Origin of the sequence: Buttiauxella sp. S19-1, assembly GCF_022134725.1 — a bacterium.
Taxonomy (GTDB): domain Bacteria; phylum Pseudomonadota; class Gammaproteobacteria; order Enterobacterales; family Enterobacteriaceae; genus Buttiauxella; species Buttiauxella ferragutiae.
The window spans coordinates 31568-46300 of the sequence record NZ_JAHWLU010000003.1 but is presented as its reverse complement, the minus strand read 5'-3'; the positions used below and the strand labels follow the sequence as shown (position 1 = coordinate 46300).

The 14733-nt window shown below is 50.2% G+C and carries 15 protein-coding genes; 9 read left to right on the top strand and 6 right to left on the bottom strand.

Annotated features, from left to right (window positions below):
* The first annotated feature begins 32 nt into the window (after positions 1-32).
* The 3 genes from MES37_RS01390 to MES37_RS01380 are packed head-to-tail and all read left to right on the top strand — an operon-like array spanning position 33 to position 2568.
* Entirely contained in the window at positions 33-1433 is a 1401-nt protein-coding gene (locus tag MES37_RS01390; RefSeq protein WP_237929928.1) for a cytochrome ubiquinol oxidase subunit I, read from the top strand.
* The gene (cydB, locus tag MES37_RS01385) at positions 1433-2446 is read left to right on the top strand and encodes a cytochrome d ubiquinol oxidase subunit II (protein WP_237929927.1); all 1014 of its coding nucleotides are present in this window, start codon (positions 1433-1435) and stop codon (positions 2444-2446) included. Before MES37_RS01390 ends, cydB begins: the two co-directional genes overlap by 1 nt.
* On the top strand, positions 2446-2568 hold the full coding sequence (locus MES37_RS01380; protein WP_064546514.1) for a DUF2474 domain-containing protein: 123 nt from the start codon (positions 2446-2448) through the stop codon (positions 2566-2568). The genes cydB and MES37_RS01380 overlap by 1 nt, the downstream gene beginning before the upstream one ends.
* 51 nt (positions 2569-2619) lie before the next feature.
* Here the strand turns inward: MES37_RS01380 and MES37_RS01375 are convergent, their stop codons facing one another.
* From MES37_RS01375 to nfrB, 3 genes are read right to left on the bottom strand one after another with little or no spacing between them, the layout of a single operon-like run.
* Positions 2620-3489, bottom strand: a complete 870-nt coding sequence (locus MES37_RS01375) for a DUF4434 domain-containing protein (protein ID WP_237929926.1) — start codon at positions 3487-3489, stop codon at positions 2620-2622.
* A complete protein-coding gene (locus MES37_RS01370; protein WP_237929925.1) occupies positions 3489-6170 on the bottom strand; it encodes an NfrA family protein in 2682 nt (893 codons plus the stop codon). Before MES37_RS01370 ends, MES37_RS01375 begins: the two co-directional genes overlap by 1 nt.
* A complete protein-coding gene (nfrB, locus tag MES37_RS01365) occupies positions 6167-8392 on the bottom strand; it encodes a cyclic di-3',5'-guanylate-activated glycosyltransferase NfrB (protein WP_237929924.1) in 2226 nt (741 codons plus the stop codon). Before nfrB ends, MES37_RS01370 begins: the two co-directional genes overlap by 4 nt.
* 309 nt (positions 8393-8701) lie before the next feature.
* Between nfrB and MES37_RS01360 the strand changes: the two genes are divergently transcribed.
* Both MES37_RS01360 and MES37_RS01355 read left to right on the top strand, forming a co-directional pair.
* Positions 8702-9031: an SMR family transporter gene (locus MES37_RS01360; protein WP_121813534.1), complete on the top strand. Its 330-nt coding sequence runs from the start codon at positions 8702-8704 to the stop codon at positions 9029-9031.
* A gap of 206 nt (positions 9032-9237) precedes the next feature.
* Positions 9238-9486, top strand: coding sequence for a DUF2554 family protein (locus tag MES37_RS01355; RefSeq protein WP_083963370.1), 249 nt, complete (start codon positions 9238-9240; stop codon positions 9484-9486).
* Between the two features lie 64 nt (positions 9487-9550).
* On the opposite strand, the gene MES37_RS01350 is transcribed toward MES37_RS01355, so the two are convergent.
* Both MES37_RS01350 and MES37_RS01345 read right to left on the bottom strand, forming a co-directional pair.
* A complete protein-coding gene (locus tag MES37_RS01350) occupies positions 9551-10669 on the bottom strand; it encodes an S-(hydroxymethyl)glutathione dehydrogenase/class III alcohol dehydrogenase (protein ID WP_064546502.1) in 1119 nt (372 codons plus the stop codon).
* Positions 10670-10704: 35 nt separating this feature from the next.
* Entirely contained in the window at positions 10705-10980 is a 276-nt protein-coding gene (locus MES37_RS01345; RefSeq protein WP_237929923.1) for a metal/formaldehyde-sensitive transcriptional repressor, read from the bottom strand.
* Positions 10981-11557: 577 nt separating this feature from the next.
* On the opposite strand from MES37_RS01345, the gene MES37_RS01340 reads away from it, so the two are divergent.
* The 3 genes from MES37_RS01340 to MES37_RS01330 all read left to right on the top strand — a co-directional run bounded on the left by MES37_RS01340 (position 11558) and on the right by MES37_RS01330 (position 12934).
* On the top strand, positions 11558-12001 hold the full coding sequence (locus MES37_RS01340) for an STM2901 family protein (protein WP_237929922.1): 444 nt from the start codon (positions 11558-11560) through the stop codon (positions 11999-12001).
* A complete protein-coding gene (locus tag MES37_RS01335; RefSeq protein ID WP_064546495.1) occupies positions 11995-12330 on the top strand; it encodes a DUF1493 family protein in 336 nt (111 codons plus the stop codon). The genes MES37_RS01340 and MES37_RS01335 overlap by 7 nt, the downstream gene beginning before the upstream one ends.
* Positions 12331-12664: 334 nt before the next feature.
* Positions 12665-12934 carry a hypothetical protein gene (locus MES37_RS01330; RefSeq protein ID WP_237929921.1) on the top strand — a complete coding sequence of 90 codons (270 nt, stop codon included), beginning with the start codon at positions 12665-12667 and terminating at the stop codon, positions 12932-12934.
* A gap of 76 nt (positions 12935-13010) precedes the next feature.
* Here the strand turns inward: MES37_RS01330 and cybB are convergent, their stop codons facing one another.
* Complete coding sequence (cybB, locus tag MES37_RS01325; protein ID WP_064546492.1) at positions 13011-13541, bottom strand: cytochrome b561; 531 nt, start codon at positions 13539-13541, stop codon at positions 13011-13013.
* 190 nt (positions 13542-13731) lie between these two features.
* On the opposite strand from cybB, the gene gap reads away from it, so the two are divergent.
* Entirely contained in the window at positions 13732-14733 is a 1002-nt protein-coding gene (gap, locus tag MES37_RS01320) for a type I glyceraldehyde-3-phosphate dehydrogenase (protein ID WP_133521514.1), read from the top strand.

Here is a 14733-nt window from a genome sequence, read left to right as displayed (position 1 = left end):
TAAATCGAAATATTCTTTATGCGGAGTACTGCATGTTCGGTTTAGACGCTTTTCATCTGGCGAGGATTCAGTTTGCTTTTACTGTCTCCTTCCACATTATTTTCCCCGCCATCACCATTGGGCTGGCCAGTTATCTGGCAGTGCTTGAAGGGTTGTGGCTCAAATCTAAAAACCCGGTTTATCGTTCGCTTTACGATTTTTGGTCAAAGATATTCGCGGTTAACTTCGGCATGGGCGTGGTGTCCGGGCTGGTGATGGCCTATCAGTTCGGCACCAACTGGAGCGGTTTTTCGCAGTTTGCAGGCAGTATCACCGGGCCATTGTTGACCTATGAAGTGCTGACCGCATTTTTCCTTGAGGCAGGGTTCCTGGGCGTGATGCTGTTTGGCTGGAAGCGCGTCGGGCCTGGGCTGCATTTCTTTGCGACCTGCATGGTGGCGCTGGGCACTTTGATGTCCACCTTCTGGATCCTCGCGTCCAATAGTTGGATGCAGACACCGCAAGGTTTTGAAATTCATAACGGGCAAGTGGTGCCTGTTGACTGGTTTGCCGTGGTGTTTAATCCGTCATTCCCTTACCGCTTGCTGCATATGTCCGTGGCCGCTTTTCTTAGCAGCGCGTTTTTTGTTGGGGCATCAGCGGCCTGGCATTTGCTGCGGGGCAACAAAACTCCGGCGATTAAAACCATGTTTTCAATGGCATTATGGATGGCGTTAATCGTCGCGCCACTGCAAGCGATGATTGGGGATATGCACGGCCTGAATACCCTGAAACACCAACCGGCGAAAATTGCCGCCATTGAGGGGCATTGGGAAAACGTACCCGGCGAACCTACCCCGCTGCTGCTGTTTGGCTGGCCGGATATGGAACAAGAGCGCACGCGTTACGGGCTGGAGATCCCGGCGCTCGGCAGCCTGATCCTCACCCATAGCCTGGACAAACAGGTTCCGGCGCTAAAAGAGTTCCCGAAAGAAGACCGGCCAAATTCCACCATGGTGTTCTGGTCATTCCGCATTATGGCGGGGCTGGGCATGCTGATGATTCTGGCAGGCGTGTTCAGTTTGTGGTTGCGCTATCGCCACCGGTTATACGAAAGCCGCCCGTTCCTGCGCTTTATGTTGTGGATGGGGCCATCGGGGCTTATCGCGATTCTGGCAGGCTGGGTGACGACTGAAGTGGGTCGCCAACCGTGGGTGGTGTATGGCTTGCTGCGCACCAAAGATGCCGTTTCGGCACACGGGAATTTGCAGATGAGTATCAGCCTGCTGACCTTCTTTGTGGTGTACATGTCGGTGTTTGGCGTGGGTTATAGCTATATGGTCAGGCTTATCAAGAAAGGCCCTCAGCCATTTGATGACGATACGCCCTCCACGCACGGCACGCCTTCTCGCCCGCTATCGGCGGTCACCGATTCACTGGAGGAGCCACGTTAATGGGCATCGATCTGTCAGTTATTTGGTTTGTGATTATTGTCTTTTCCACCCTGATGTACATCGTGATGGATGGGTTTGATCTCGGCATTGGCATCCTTTTCCCGTTTGTTCGCGGTGCACAAGACCGTGATGTGATGGTCAATAGTGTTGCCCCTGTCTGGGATGGCAACGAAACCTGGCTGGTGTTAGGGGGGGCAGCACTGTTTGGTGCTTTCCCTCTGGCTTATGCGGTGATTGTTGATGCGTTAACCATCCCGCTGTCGTTGATGCTAATCGGGCTGATTTTTCGCGGTGTAGCGTTTGAATTCCGCTTTAAAGCCACGCCAGCGCACCGTCCATTCTGGGATAAAGCGTTTATTGGTGGTTCGATCCTGGCAACCTATTGTCAGGGTGTGGTAGTCGGCGCGGTGATTTCAGGTTTCCCGGTGACAGGACGCACTTTTAGCGGCAGCCAGCTTGACTGGATCACGCCGTTTAATCTGTTCTGCGGCCTTGGTTTGGTGGTGGCGTATGCGCTGCTTGGCGCCAGTTGGCTGGTGATGAAAAGCGCAGACCCGCTACTAAAAACCATGCGTAACATCATCAAGCCGCTGTTGATGGTCATGCTGGCGGTCATCGCCGTTATCAGTATCTGGACGCCGCTTGCGCACCCGCAAATTTCCACCCGCTGGTTTAGCCTGCCGAATTTCTGGTTCCTGTTGCCGGTTCCACTGCTGGTGGTAGCGTGCAGCGCCTGGTTATGGCTCTCGGTCAGTCGAGAAAATAGCTGGCACAGCACACCGTTTTTGCTGACGTTAGGGCTAATTTTCCTCGGCTTTAGCGGACTAGGGATCAGTATTTGGCCGTATCTGATCCCGCCATCCATTACCTTGTGGCAGGCCGCCGCCCCGCCGCAAAGCCAGGGTTTTATGCTGGTCGGCGCACTGTTTATTATCCCGATAATTTTGGTTTACACCTTCTGGAGTTATTACGTTTTCCGCGGAAAAGTGCCGTATGGCGATGGGTATCACTGATGAAACAGACTGGAGTTCGTTTGTTGTGGATGGTGGCGTTATGGGGCGGCAGTGTTTTGGCACTGGCCGCCGTGGGGATGGGTTTCCGGCTGCTGATGACCGCGGCGGGGTTTAAGTCCTGACCGGAATAGCGGTGGATGACGCTAGCGTTTATCCACCCGACAAAACCAAAGCTATTTGGCCAACACCCCGTTGGCCGCACTCATATAACGCAATGAGAAGAAGATCCGGTCCTGCCCCTGCGGGACAGGGGTCGACAACAATTTCTGCTGATACGCCGCCGGAGCGGGTTGCGCTTTAAAGGTTTCGGCCTGCTTATCCTGGCGGAATAGCTCTATGACCTTTCCGGCAGATGGCGCTTGCAGATACAACGCCCGCTCAGTTTCCGTCAGCACTTGCGTTCCCGCACCGTCCTGCATCCACACTTTCACACCGCTATGGTTCAGGGTGGTTATCCATTTACGGTATGAGTCCGGCGTCATGTTTCCGGCAAAGAAGCTACTGACCGCAACCGGTTTATCCGCGACAGCGGCCAACGACAAACGCGTGTTGTTCATCCAGTTTTCCGCAACTTGCTGCATTTGCGGGGTGCGCCAGCGTCGGTCATCGAGTTCACTGCTGATATACCAGCCAGAAATCGCCTGCTCACCCAGTACTTCAACCCAGCGTTTTGCCACGGCAACGTCGTTGGCGCGCAAGTGGTTGAGATAGTTTTCCAGTGCGGGCATTGGCTGTTTTTGGCGTTCGAAAAACTGTCCATCAGCTGCCAGACCAATCACCAGTTTTAGGCCGCTTGCGGTGGTGAGTTGCGCTTTACGCTCAAGCCAGGCGCGAGACTCCCCGCCCGTGAAAGCATCGTCGTAACGACTCCATTGCAAGACCAGGGTATCAATTCCCTGCCCTTTAAGTTTGCTCAATACGCTTTGCCACTGCGCGTCGGAAACGGTGGTATCGCGCAGTTGCGGCTGATACATCACGGCATTCATCGCACTGGCAAAAGGCACTACCAGCAGTAGCGTTGTTGTCAGAAGTATTTTCTTCATTACCAGCGCACTCCCAGCGTCAGGAACAGATTATTTTTGGAATTGGTATCGCGATTGTGGCCGGAAAATACTCTCTGGTATTCCAGCCCGACGCTCGCTTTATGCGGGAACGCGTCGTAATGCGTTTGCCCAAACCACGTATTTAACCGCACCCCAACGCCACCCAGCGTATTGTCCTGGTATGGGTCGCCCGTGTTGGCGTTGTACTGCGCGTGCCAGTAAGGCTCAATGGTTTGGTGTTGATTGATTTTCTGATGCCAGCTCATTCGGTAATCCGCGGTGTAAAGCTGATAATCCGCTTTCACGTAATGTGCCGCATCAAGATACAGGTTTTGTGCCATCCAGCCATTACCGGTGGGATGCCAGTCATCACTGTATTTACCGCCGTTGAAGAACGACGCACTCGCGCGCAGCATCAGGTCACTTTCGCCATGCGCCTTATCTAACGGGATCTGCTGTTCAGCCGCCAGGTAGATAACCTGGTCACGCAACGGTTTCCAGCGCACGCCAATCCCTAACATCGGCTCATACAGCGGCATGAAGTTATGGTCGCTTTCAGTGCTGCTGCCCGCGAACAGACGGCTGTAAACCGAGAGCTGGTCACCGTCGACAATTTGGTTTTTACCGATGCGGTACTCCGCCTCAAACTGCTGATAGCTACGGTAGCTTTTATTCGGCTGTACGCCGCTGCTGCTGCCCGAACTGTTCAGCGAGTCAGGCGTTAAACCGAATGAACCGTCCCAGGTAAAAGTCCAGCGGCGTTCGCTGTCTTCGTGGATGCGACGGAACTCAAAGCGGTCTTTTTTCTGCTGTTCGTTGAGCGTTTGCTGTGGTGTGAGAGTGTTATCTATGTCATCGACTACCCGCTCGCTGTACTCGCGAGTTTTGGGTTTATCGTCCAGTCGCTCGTTGAGATACACCAGTTGGCGCAGGATTTCGGGCGAGTCGGGTTGAGAAGCGCGGGCTTTTTCCAGCGCATCGCGGGCTTCAGAATGTTTGCCTTGCGTCAGTAGCGCAAAGCCACGCGCCGCATCATCCATTTCTGGCGCTGAGTCAGTTTTCAGGTTCGGTCTTTCTGATGCGGGAACGCGCGCCCAGCTGGCCTGTGCTAACTGATAATCTTCCGCGGTATACGCCAGATAAGCCACTTGCCGTTGGTAGTAAGGTGACGGATCGCGAGCTGCCGCTTGTTGCGCGGCATGCAGAGCAAGACCTGGCTGGAATGGATAACATTGCGCCAGATGTGACCAGCTTTCCGCGTCATATTGTGGCGACAAATCGCCTAATAAATTACGCACAATCGGGCAGTTTTCTGCGCCCTGGAACACGCGAGCCTGAGCCATACGCTGCGTGGCTGTCGGTAACGGTTTTTGCAACCGCGCTTTATTTTCCTCAGACAACCACTGCGGATGCGCCGCAAGCTGGCTGTACAAACGCGTTGAGAGCGAATCCTGCAACTTACCGGCTTGCTCAAACGGCCAGTAGTTCAACAGCAATTCGGTGGCTGCTTGCTCCTGCCCCATAGCCACCATTTGGTAGCTGGCGGTTTCCAGTTCCTGCGCGGACAGACTACGCATTTGGCTAATTTTGCGGATCAACTCCATGCTGGCTTGCGTGTCTTTTCGCGCAAAACTTAACGCCAGGCGCTGATCAAGTCCCTGATCGTCCGGGAAGTTACTGAGCAGCGCGTTGGCCCCTTGCCAGTCGCCTTGTTGGATACGGATGGGGACCAAGGTCGACAACACATACTGTTGGTTTTCTGGGTGTTTGACCGGCCAATGGGCAACTGTGTTACCCGGGTCCTGGCAGTAGGTTGCCAGTAACCGTAGCCAGTTACGCTCTTCGGCAGGGTTGGTGAACTCCGGCTTATGGCTGGTGAGATAACGGCGCAGTGGTGCCAGCGCGTTACGTTCAGCCAGCGATTGAGCATACGCCAGTTGCATACCAGGGCTATTCATCACACCCTGACTTTGCAAATCGAGGATCCGCTGGTCGCGCTGCATATGCAGTAAAATGGCAAACCATTGCTGGTACTGCGCCTCGCTCAGGGTGGCGTCGCTATCCAACAGTGCAAAACCCTGGTCGGCGGCCGCCCACTGATGCCTGAAGATCGCCCGCTGGATGTAGTTATCCGTTAACGCTTGCGCGGCTTTGGTGTGACGGAATTGAGGGTCAGACAGTTGGGCGCGAGCGATGTCTAACTGGTTGAGTTTGACCGCATAATTCCCTACTTTGCTGCGGCAATCCACCGTAGGCTCGGCATCGCATTTCTTCTGCAACTCCTGCAATTGGCTGAGGGATTTCACTTGCTGCTCGGCAACCGGAATCGCCGCCAGGGCTTGCTGCAAATCAGGGTTTTGCGGATTTGTCTTGAGCTCACGTTTCAGTAAAGCTTGCGCTTTCTTTTCGTGACCAAAATGACGGTAAGCCTCTGCCAACCATAATGTCAGACGCACACTTTCAGGCGCCATTTCATGCGCATGTTCAAAACTGCTCAAGGCGCGCGTTTCATCGTTAACCTTCATGGCTTGATGCGCCCGCTCGATATGCGGGTAAACCTTGAAATAGCGGTAATCGCTCAAGCCCAGGTCTTGTTTTGATCCTTCTTCTGCAGCGAGCGCAGGCGTTGCGAGTAATGTACCGCATATCAACATGGCCAGCGGATTCAGGCGGATGTTCATAACACCTCCCTAGCCAGGCGCGCCTGTTGTAACTTAGTGATACCGGCATTTTGCAGCAGTTTGCTGAGGGACGGTTGCAGTTTATCTTGCTGTTCCAGTGCGCGACTGACCACGTTTTGGTCGACCACACCTTCTTGCACCAGGAATTCCCCAAACATCAAATCGCTACGCTCATAGCGCAATAACACCGCACGCAGAACCGCTTCGTTGAGCTTGAATTCGTTGGTGAGCACTTCGGCAAAAAAAAGTTGACCGGAAACATATTGCTTCCAGAGGTCATCAGCCTGTGACGGGCTGATAAGATCTTCACTCACCGCACTTTCCAGTATCTGTTTCTCTTTGAGCAATTGCTCTGAGCCGTACCAGTAGCGCAAGCCAATCACGACCTGTCCGCGTGGCACCACCACGTATTTAACCGGACGGCCAACTTTGCGGCTTAGTGCCGAAAGCGAAACCGGGTCGATTGTGTTTTCGCAGGCCAGAGTCAGTGTCTCACCTTCAAGGCGCAATGGCAGCACCGCATGGTGTTGAGCGACTTTTGCCGGGATGCTGTTGACCAGTTGTGGATCCAGTGCCAGCGAGTCTATTGATTCCATCGGCACATCGGCCTGTTTTGCGAGTGCGACCGCAAGTTGTTCGGCGGTGATATAGCCGAGTTGTACCAGGCTACCCCCCAGTTTCAGACCTGGAATACGGTTTTGCAGTGCTTCTTCAAGTTGCTGCTGGGTAAGCACTCCCGAATCCACAAGGATGTAACCCAGAGGCTGAGCGGAACGTTGCTCGCTGACCGTCGGGAAATCGTGGGTAGTTTTATCCCAGGCAACGCGACGCGGGTCGCCGTGCTGGATAACCTGCTTAATCGCCCGCCAGTTAGCGACAAAGTTAATCAGGTTTCCCCAGAACAGACGCGGGATCACCAGCAAACCTTGCCCCACTCCGTAATAGCCGGTGACAAAAATCATGCGCTGGAGTATGCGATTGGACATCAACCCGAAGTTAATCCACAGCAGGGTTGTCAGCCATGGGCCACCCACGAAGATCGACAGAAATTGCCACGCACCATCAACGCTACGCTGATAAATCATGATCGCTACCAGCTGCATCATCACCAGCATCGCAGCAAAACTGAGGAAGTTGGCAATGGCCCCTTTGCGGTCACGCCACAAGAAATAGTTAAGAATCGGGCTTGGGCTCCAGCGGTGTGTTTTAAACCCCTGGAAGACAATACCGATGATCCAGCGCGATTTTTGCCGCACCGCAGTCGCAAAGGTGTCCGGGAAATATTCACGTACACAAATCACGTTGGCGGTACGCGAACGTTGTAAGAAAGGTTTTGCTGAGCTGTCGTTTTCATCCACGACCGGGAAGCGGCAGAAAATTTCTTCCATGCCCTTCTGACGCAAGCGGAAACCGATGTCGTAGTCTTCGGTCAAACTCTGCACGTCAAACGCAATACCATCACCGTCTGCCAGCAGTGCTAACACGGCTCGACGACTGAAACAGGTCCCTACGCCTGCACTCGGAACCTGCCCCGCTAAAGCTTCACGAACAGGCACATCTTTGCCGTGCAGTTCGGAAAATTCATCCAAATAACTGAGGCTGGTGAAATGTGTCCATTTGCGCTCAAACGGATAAACAGGGATCTGAATTAAATCTTTTCTATCGACCAGATAATTGAACAGGCGTAATTCGAGTGGAGAAATAACGTCTTCTGCATCGTGCAGAATAAAGCCGGAGAAATTAAAACGCGCGCTACGTTCAAACTGCAAAATCGCGTCGAGAATGTTATTCAGGCAATCCGCTTTGCTGGTTGGGCCAGGGCGTGCACACACCACTTTATGGACATTTGGAAAACGCGCGCAAACGTCGTCGACATCGCGTTGGGTGTCCGGGTCATTAGGGTAAGTGCCGACAAAAATATGATAGTTTTCGTAGTCCAGCGAGCTGGCGGCCAATCTCGCCATGTTACCGATAACCCCGGTCTCATTCCACGCGGGAACCATAATTGCCAGTGCCTTTTCTTGCGGCTCATACAGGGCTTTATAGTCCAGATAATCGTTGTTGCGGTAAACCGTCGCTGAGCGCCATACCCGGCGAACCCAATATACGACATCGATAAATAAATCATCTATTCCGCTAATTAACATCAATATCGCCAGAGTAATAGCGATGACTTTCAACCCGTAAAGATAGGTTGAAAAGCAATCAACAAACCAATCCATTTTTTACCCCAAAGGTCATGTGAAACCGTGTACTGTCATCCACAAGAGGGCTGATGCAGACACAAAAAAGCCTCATATGTTACCGGTATCATAATGTAACAAGATAAACTCAGAAAGGAGATAACTCTAATATTGCACTTATTTACAATCACAAAGATTATACCATAAACAACAAAACCAGTGTTTTCAGCTGACATTTACAATTGTTACAGGACATTTGAAATGAGTAATGGTTTCTGGTGCCAGTTCTTGCCAGAAACGGCTTTGATCTTTACATTGGCGGGCTGAATACCTGTGGGAGAAACGGACATGACTTACATCTGGCTCATTGTGGCAATTATTGCCGAGGTGATAGCAACTACCTCACTGAAACTATCAGAAGGTTTTAGCCGTTTATGGCCAAGTATCACCACCATTTTGTTTTATGGCGTGGCGTTTTATTGTTTATCCATCACTATGCGCACCATCCCTACCGGGATTATTTATGCGATTTGGTCAGGGGCCGGGATCGTGTTGATTGGTGCGGTAGGCTGGATATTTTTGGGGCAGAAACTCGACTGGCCTGCTCTTGCAGGTATGGCGCTGATCATTCTGGGTGTGTTAGTCATTAACCTGTTTTCAAAATCAGTCGCTCATTAATTCTGCCTTATAATGCCTGGACTGCGCCCTTTTCACTGGTAAAAGGGTTGTAGCATGTCATCTCTTTAATCAACCTATCGTAAACCAAAAGCTAACAATCTGGTCTTTTACACTGCTGACAATTCTTTTGTTTTATTTCTAAAAGTTGAATAGTCACCAGATGAAATCATCTATACAGTGGGCCCGTCACGTTAATGAGATTGAAGATGATGGTTAAACAGTTACGATCAAAACTGGGGATGATTTTGTTAGTCATTGGTGCGGCCTTGTTCTCTGGCCAGACGGCTGCGCAAACTCATGGTCACCTGTATTTGGTCGTCAAAAGTGCTGACATGTTGCTGCGCCATCAGGCTGATAGCGATGAAATCCGTCAAGCCGCCGAAGAGTCTGCCGCTGATTTCCGTGAGCATTATTATCACGTTAAAGAGCGACGAGCCGGGACCTTTCAACTTTAGAAAGTATTGATCTCACCGATTCTGCCGGCAAATTAACCGGGAATCGGTGAGATCAATTTAGCGGTTATTTATCGCCGAAATGGATAACGGTACGAATCGATTTTCCTTCGTGCATTAAATCGAATGCTTCGTTGATTTGCTCAAGCGGCATGCGATGGGTGATAAACGGGTCGAGGTTGATTTTGCCAGCCATCGCATCCTCTACCATGCCAGGCAATTGTGTACGCCCTTTCACGCCACCAAACGCTGAACCACGCCATACACGGCCGGTAACCAGCTGGAACGGACGGGTTTTGATTTCCTGGCCGGCACCTGCAACGCCGATGATCACGCTCTCGCCCCAGCCTTTATGGCAGCATTCTAGTGCCGAACGCATAACATTCACGTTACCGATACATTCAAAGCTGAAGTCCACACCGCCGTCGGTCAACTCGACGATGACATCCTGAATCGGCTTTTGATGATCTTTAGGGTTGATGCAATCGGTCGCCCCCATTTCAGTCGCCAGTTTGAATTTTTCTGGGTTGGTGTCGATAGCCAGAATGCGACCCGCTTTTGCCTGTACCGCGCCCTGAATCACCGCCAACCCAATGCCTCCGAGGCCAAACACCGCGACGGTATCACCCTCTTTTACTTTCGCCGTGTTGTGAACCGCCCCGATACCGGTGGTGACGCCACAACCCAGCAGACAAACTTTATCCAGTGGCGCTTGTTCGTTCACCTTAGCCAGTGAAATTTCCGCAACCACAGTGTATTCGCTGAAAGTACTGGTACCCATGTAGTGATAAATCGGCTCGCCATTGTATGAGAAACGTGTGGTGCCATCTGGCATCAAACCTTTACCCTGGGTGGCGCGAACCGCCTGGCAAAGGTTGGTTTTACCCGATTTACAGAATTTACATTCGCGACATTCTGCGGTGTACAACGGAATAACGTGATCGCCAGGTTTCAGGCTGGTCACGCCCTCACCAACTTCCACCACAATCCCGCCGCCTTCATGCCCCAGCACCGCCGGGAAAACACCTTCAGGATCATCACCCGACAATGTGAACGCATCGGTGTGGCAAACACCAGTATGGGTAATTTTGACCAGCACTTCGCCTTTCTGTGGCGGAGCAACATCAATTTCTACGATTTCCAGAGGCTTGCCTGGACCGAATGCAACAGCAGCACGTGATTTCATATTATTCTTCTTCCGTCGTCAGATGAGTGTGAGTTTTATTTTAGATAAGAGCGGATTAAATGGCCGACTTCCGCCATGCGTACAGCACGCTGATCTTCGGATGACTCCCCCGCGACCAGTTCGTCTTTAAGATGGATTTCCATCATTTCGCCCATCAAGCCGTTGGCTGCGCCGCGCACGGCAGCGATTTGTTGCAGGATGGCAATGCAAGGATCGCCATTTTCCAGCGCACGCTCTATCGCTTCCGTTTGACCGCGAATCCGCCGCACGCGAGTCAGGATACGTTTTTTGTCTTCAGGTGAATGTGGCATAGCGACCTCAATATACTATAGGGGGGTATGGTACATTATTTTCCAGTTAATTGATAAAATTGAATTTTTATATTATTCAGTGAGATAGGGGAATTACTCAAAAGACATATGGGGACATATACAGTCATTGACATGCCCCTAAATCTGTCCCTAATCGAGTTTAAGGTGGTTTTTGCCCCTAAAACGCCCCTGAAATTGGAGGGAAAATGGACTTGAAACCATGAATACGCAGTGGATCTGTTATACAAAAGTTCGTATACGATTCCCGCCCCCACAATTCAATATAAAAAATCCATATAATCAATGCATTACGATAAAAATCATTTGCTTTATGCTCAAAGGTACGTGCAAAAACATATCAAAACAATCAAATACATATCATTTTTTTCGGGTAAGTTCGGGAAAAATTCGTGAGCATATTAGCCCTTCTCATCCTCTTCAGTTATTCATGAAAACCAATAAATTCAAAAAAAAATCATTCACACAATCTATGGCACGAATCGCCCAGGTTAACCCTTTTATAATAATGGTTATCAGTGGAATATTTAACGTATTTTACTAATAAATGAGGGTTCAAATGGATACGATTGAAGAGCTGAATGGAACCTATTTTTACCGTGGTCATTACAACCTTACTGCTAATGAGCTTCTATTCTCTATATTCATTGATGTAACAGCACAGCAGATAGGCGTCAGAGATTACGCCGCTATTGGAGGGATGCTTCTCGGAATACCTGATATTCCTACGCGGGGGAAACCAATCGGCGCAACGCCCGGAACGTCACCGCTGAGTATGAGTTTGCGAAAACTCCTTAAAACCAAGGTGAATAACTGGCCTACGCTTACACTTGGAAGCGTTCGACGAATGAAATTCTCTTACGTCCGAAATCTTGGTGCATTTGTCGGTCGGTGGATTCCAGTGTTAGGGATTGTCATTATCGCTGCTGATGTGTCAGCGATAGCCTATAAAGCCACAAGCAGGTACAACACCATAGCCAGGGGTAATGACAAGATATGGTGACGGATAATGACATAATTCTTTGGTATAACTCGAACTACAACGAGCCAAGAGGTTTATTCAAAAAACGCAGTTGGCCTGTCACTATTGATACCAGCCTGACGACCGGCGATTATGTTTGGGTGTGGGAGACTGGCGAGGAAATCATAGATAACTACGCTAAAACATTTAGCGTAGACATGACAGGGTTTAACTTCGTGAGATACTGGCCTGAAGAATCATCCATAATTTTTATATTTTGTCCTTGCTGGGCGGATGACGATGATCCCGAGCCGTTAACCCTCAAAATGCTGGCTGAGTCGGCACGCGCGGGTAAATGGATCTATGACTAATAAGTAAAAGAAGCCCGATGATTACCGGGCTTGAGAAGTGTTATTGGTTTTTCAGCCCAAGTTTTTCAGCTAACCTATGCAGCGCGCATTGGCTCATCACTTCTTCTGCGCTTGCCGCGAACTCCTGCCTGTGTTTACCTAAAAAGAAGGCAATCATTTCTTTCTCTTGCTCTGTAAATTCTATTCGACAAAGTCCGTTATATGTACAAAAAATGAACCACGGAAAATTCCGGTGTTCTAATTAAAATGGATGGTGATTCAATATCGGCTGCTACAAAGCCTGGCACCATGTCACTTTGATTTTTAACTCAGACTTTGGACTTAAGGGGGTAAGATGAAAAGACATACGGAAAAACGAATAGCAGGCTCTATTCTGGAAGTAAGATGTTTGCGCGTGACCCCTCCCTTTTGTATTCATAGAGTTGCGTTCGAAGATGGTAAATTTGCGGTGGTGCGTTGCGTAACAGATGGTTGTCTCGTTCCCGGACACGTCATCAACCGTGATGCGCAGGGATGGCACTATGATGAGAAAATAATGAAGCTGCTGCCTTTTGAATACGTTAATCAAACAGAATCAGAGCGTGATTTCGCGGAATACCCTTAACGATAAAACAAAGACCCCATGATTTCGATGTGGTCTTTGTCCAATCATCAGTTTGAAGCGACACCCGCCAATAAACTCACTCTTTTTTGCCTGGCATCATGCGCAGCAAAGTGTTGTCTTTCCATACGTAATGGTGGAAAAGTGCCGCAAACGCATGAGTGCCGATGACGAAGTAGCCAATATTGGCGATGAGTTCGTGATAGCTTTTGATGGTGAATTCCATATCTTCATCAGGCTCCATCGCATGTGGCATAGAAATGCCAAATACCGACCAGTCACTGCCTTTGAAGTACACGGTTAAAAAACCGAGGATTGGCAGCGTAATAAACATCAAATAAATAATGGTGTGCACCAAATGCGACACGCCGATAATTGCCGGGTGCGGCTTAGGGATAATCGCGGGAGCACGGTATTTAATCCTTACCAGCAGGCGCGCAACCATCAAAAAGAACACGCTGATCCCGCAGGTGACGTGAGTGGCATTGAAGATTGGCCGATAAGAACGAGGTGCAAAACCTTTGAGTTCCATCGCGCAATACGCCCCAACGACCAGTAAAAAAACCAACCAATGAAGCGTTATCTGTAACGCGGTGTATTTGCTACGCATTTGACTGCCCTGCTTTGTGACAATGATTTTGCCAGGATAACGGCAATTACTTAGAAAATCATTAACATCACCTAAAATGACCTAACATTTCCGCTAACAGCGGGAGTTTGCCACCCCCTCATTTCTGAACTATCACTACAGTTGATTAAGATTTAAGCAGCCATCAACAGTTAGACATGAGGTTCTGGTCATGAAAAAAATCGGTATTAATGGTTTTGGACGTATTGGTCGACTGGTGTTGCGCCGCGTTCTGGAAACCAAAAGTGAAGTTGAGATTGTGGCTATCAATGATTTGACGTCGCCAAAGGTGCTGGCTTACTTGCTCAAGCATGACTCCAGCTATCGTAACTTCGACGGCACCGTAGATTTCACCGACGATTCTCTGGTGGTCAATGGCAATAAAATAGCGGTGTATGCCGAGAAAGACGCCAAAAATATCCCATGGGGGAAAGATGGCGTTGAGATAGTGATTGAATGCACTGGCTTCTATACTTCGGAAGAAAAAGCCAGTGCGCATCTGGAGGCTGGAGCGAAGAAAGTGTTAATTTCTGCCCCAGCGGGGGATATGAAAACCATCGTGTTCAACGTTAACTGCAACACCATCACGCCTGAGGATAAAATACTTTCCGTCGCCTCCTGCACTACGAATTGTCTGGCACCAATGGCAAAAGCGCTGCACGACAACTTTGGCATTAAACTCGGCACTATGACCACGATTCATGCCTATACCGGTACGCAATCGCTGGTTGACGGCCCGCGAGGCAAAGATCTGCGTGCTTCTCGTGCCGCCGCGCAAAATATCATTCCCCATACTACCGGTGCGGCAAAAGCCATTGGGCTGGTTATCCCTGAACTGCAAGGCAAACTCAAAGGACACGCGCAACGCGTGCCAACGTTGACTGGTTCAGTCACGGAGCTGGTGTCGATTCTGGGGAAAAAGGTCACGGTCGAAGAGATTAATGCAGCGTTGAAAAAGGCCACCGAGGGCAATGAGTCGTTTGGTTATACCGACGAAGAGATTGTTTCGTCCGATATTGTCGGGACACATTTTGGTTCCGTGTTCGATGCGACTCAAACAGAAGTGACTGAGGTCGGTGATTTGCAGTTAGTGAAAACTGTGGCCTGGTACGATAACGAATACGGTTTTGTGACTCAGTTGGTGCGGGTTTTGGACGCTGTAGCGAAAGAGTGA

What these genes read in the sequence shown, in the direction of transcription:
- cybB (WP_064546492.1), bottom strand. Translation starts at nt 13,541, where the DNA reads ATGCGTAGCAAATACACCGCGTTACAGATAACGCTTCATTGGTTGGTT.
- gap (WP_133521514.1), top strand. Translation starts at nt 13,732, where the DNA reads ATGAAAAAAATCGGTATTAATGGTTTTGGACGTATTGGTCGACTGGTG.
- MES37_RS01350 (WP_064546502.1), bottom strand. Translation starts at nt 10,669, where the DNA reads ATGAAATCACGTGCTGCTGTTGCATTCGGTCCAGGCAAGCCTCTGGAA.
- MES37_RS01330 (WP_237929921.1), top strand. Translation starts at nt 12,665, where the DNA reads ATGAAAAGACATACGGAAAAACGAATAGCAGGCTCTATTCTGGAAGTA.
- nfrB (WP_237929924.1), bottom strand. Translation starts at nt 8,392, where the DNA reads ATGGATTGGTTTGTTGATTGCTTTTCAACCTATCTTTACGGGTTGAAA.
- cydB (WP_237929927.1), top strand. Translation starts at nt 1,433, where the DNA reads ATGGGCATCGATCTGTCAGTTATTTGGTTTGTGATTATTGTCTTTTCC.
- MES37_RS01345 (WP_237929923.1), bottom strand. Translation starts at nt 10,980, where the DNA reads ATGCCACATTCACCTGAAGACAAAAAACGTATCCTGACTCGCGTGCGG.
- MES37_RS01390 (WP_237929928.1), top strand. Translation starts at nt 33, where the DNA reads ATGTTCGGTTTAGACGCTTTTCATCTGGCGAGGATTCAGTTTGCTTTT.
- MES37_RS01340 (WP_237929922.1), top strand. Translation starts at nt 11,558, where the DNA reads ATGGATACGATTGAAGAGCTGAATGGAACCTATTTTTACCGTGGTCAT.
- MES37_RS01380 (WP_064546514.1), top strand. Translation starts at nt 2,446, where the DNA reads ATGAAACAGACTGGAGTTCGTTTGTTGTGGATGGTGGCGTTATGGGGC.
- MES37_RS01375 (WP_237929926.1), bottom strand. Translation starts at nt 3,489, where the DNA reads ATGAAGAAAATACTTCTGACAACAACGCTACTGCTGGTAGTGCCTTTT.
- MES37_RS01335 (WP_064546495.1), top strand. Translation starts at nt 11,995, where the DNA reads ATGGTGACGGATAATGACATAATTCTTTGGTATAACTCGAACTACAAC.
- MES37_RS01355 (WP_083963370.1), top strand. Translation starts at nt 9,238, where the DNA reads ATGATGGTTAAACAGTTACGATCAAAACTGGGGATGATTTTGTTAGTC.
- MES37_RS01360 (WP_121813534.1), top strand. Translation starts at nt 8,702, where the DNA reads ATGACTTACATCTGGCTCATTGTGGCAATTATTGCCGAGGTGATAGCA.
- MES37_RS01370 (WP_237929925.1), bottom strand. Translation starts at nt 6,170, where the DNA reads ATGAACATCCGCCTGAATCCGCTGGCCATGTTGATATGCGGTACATTA.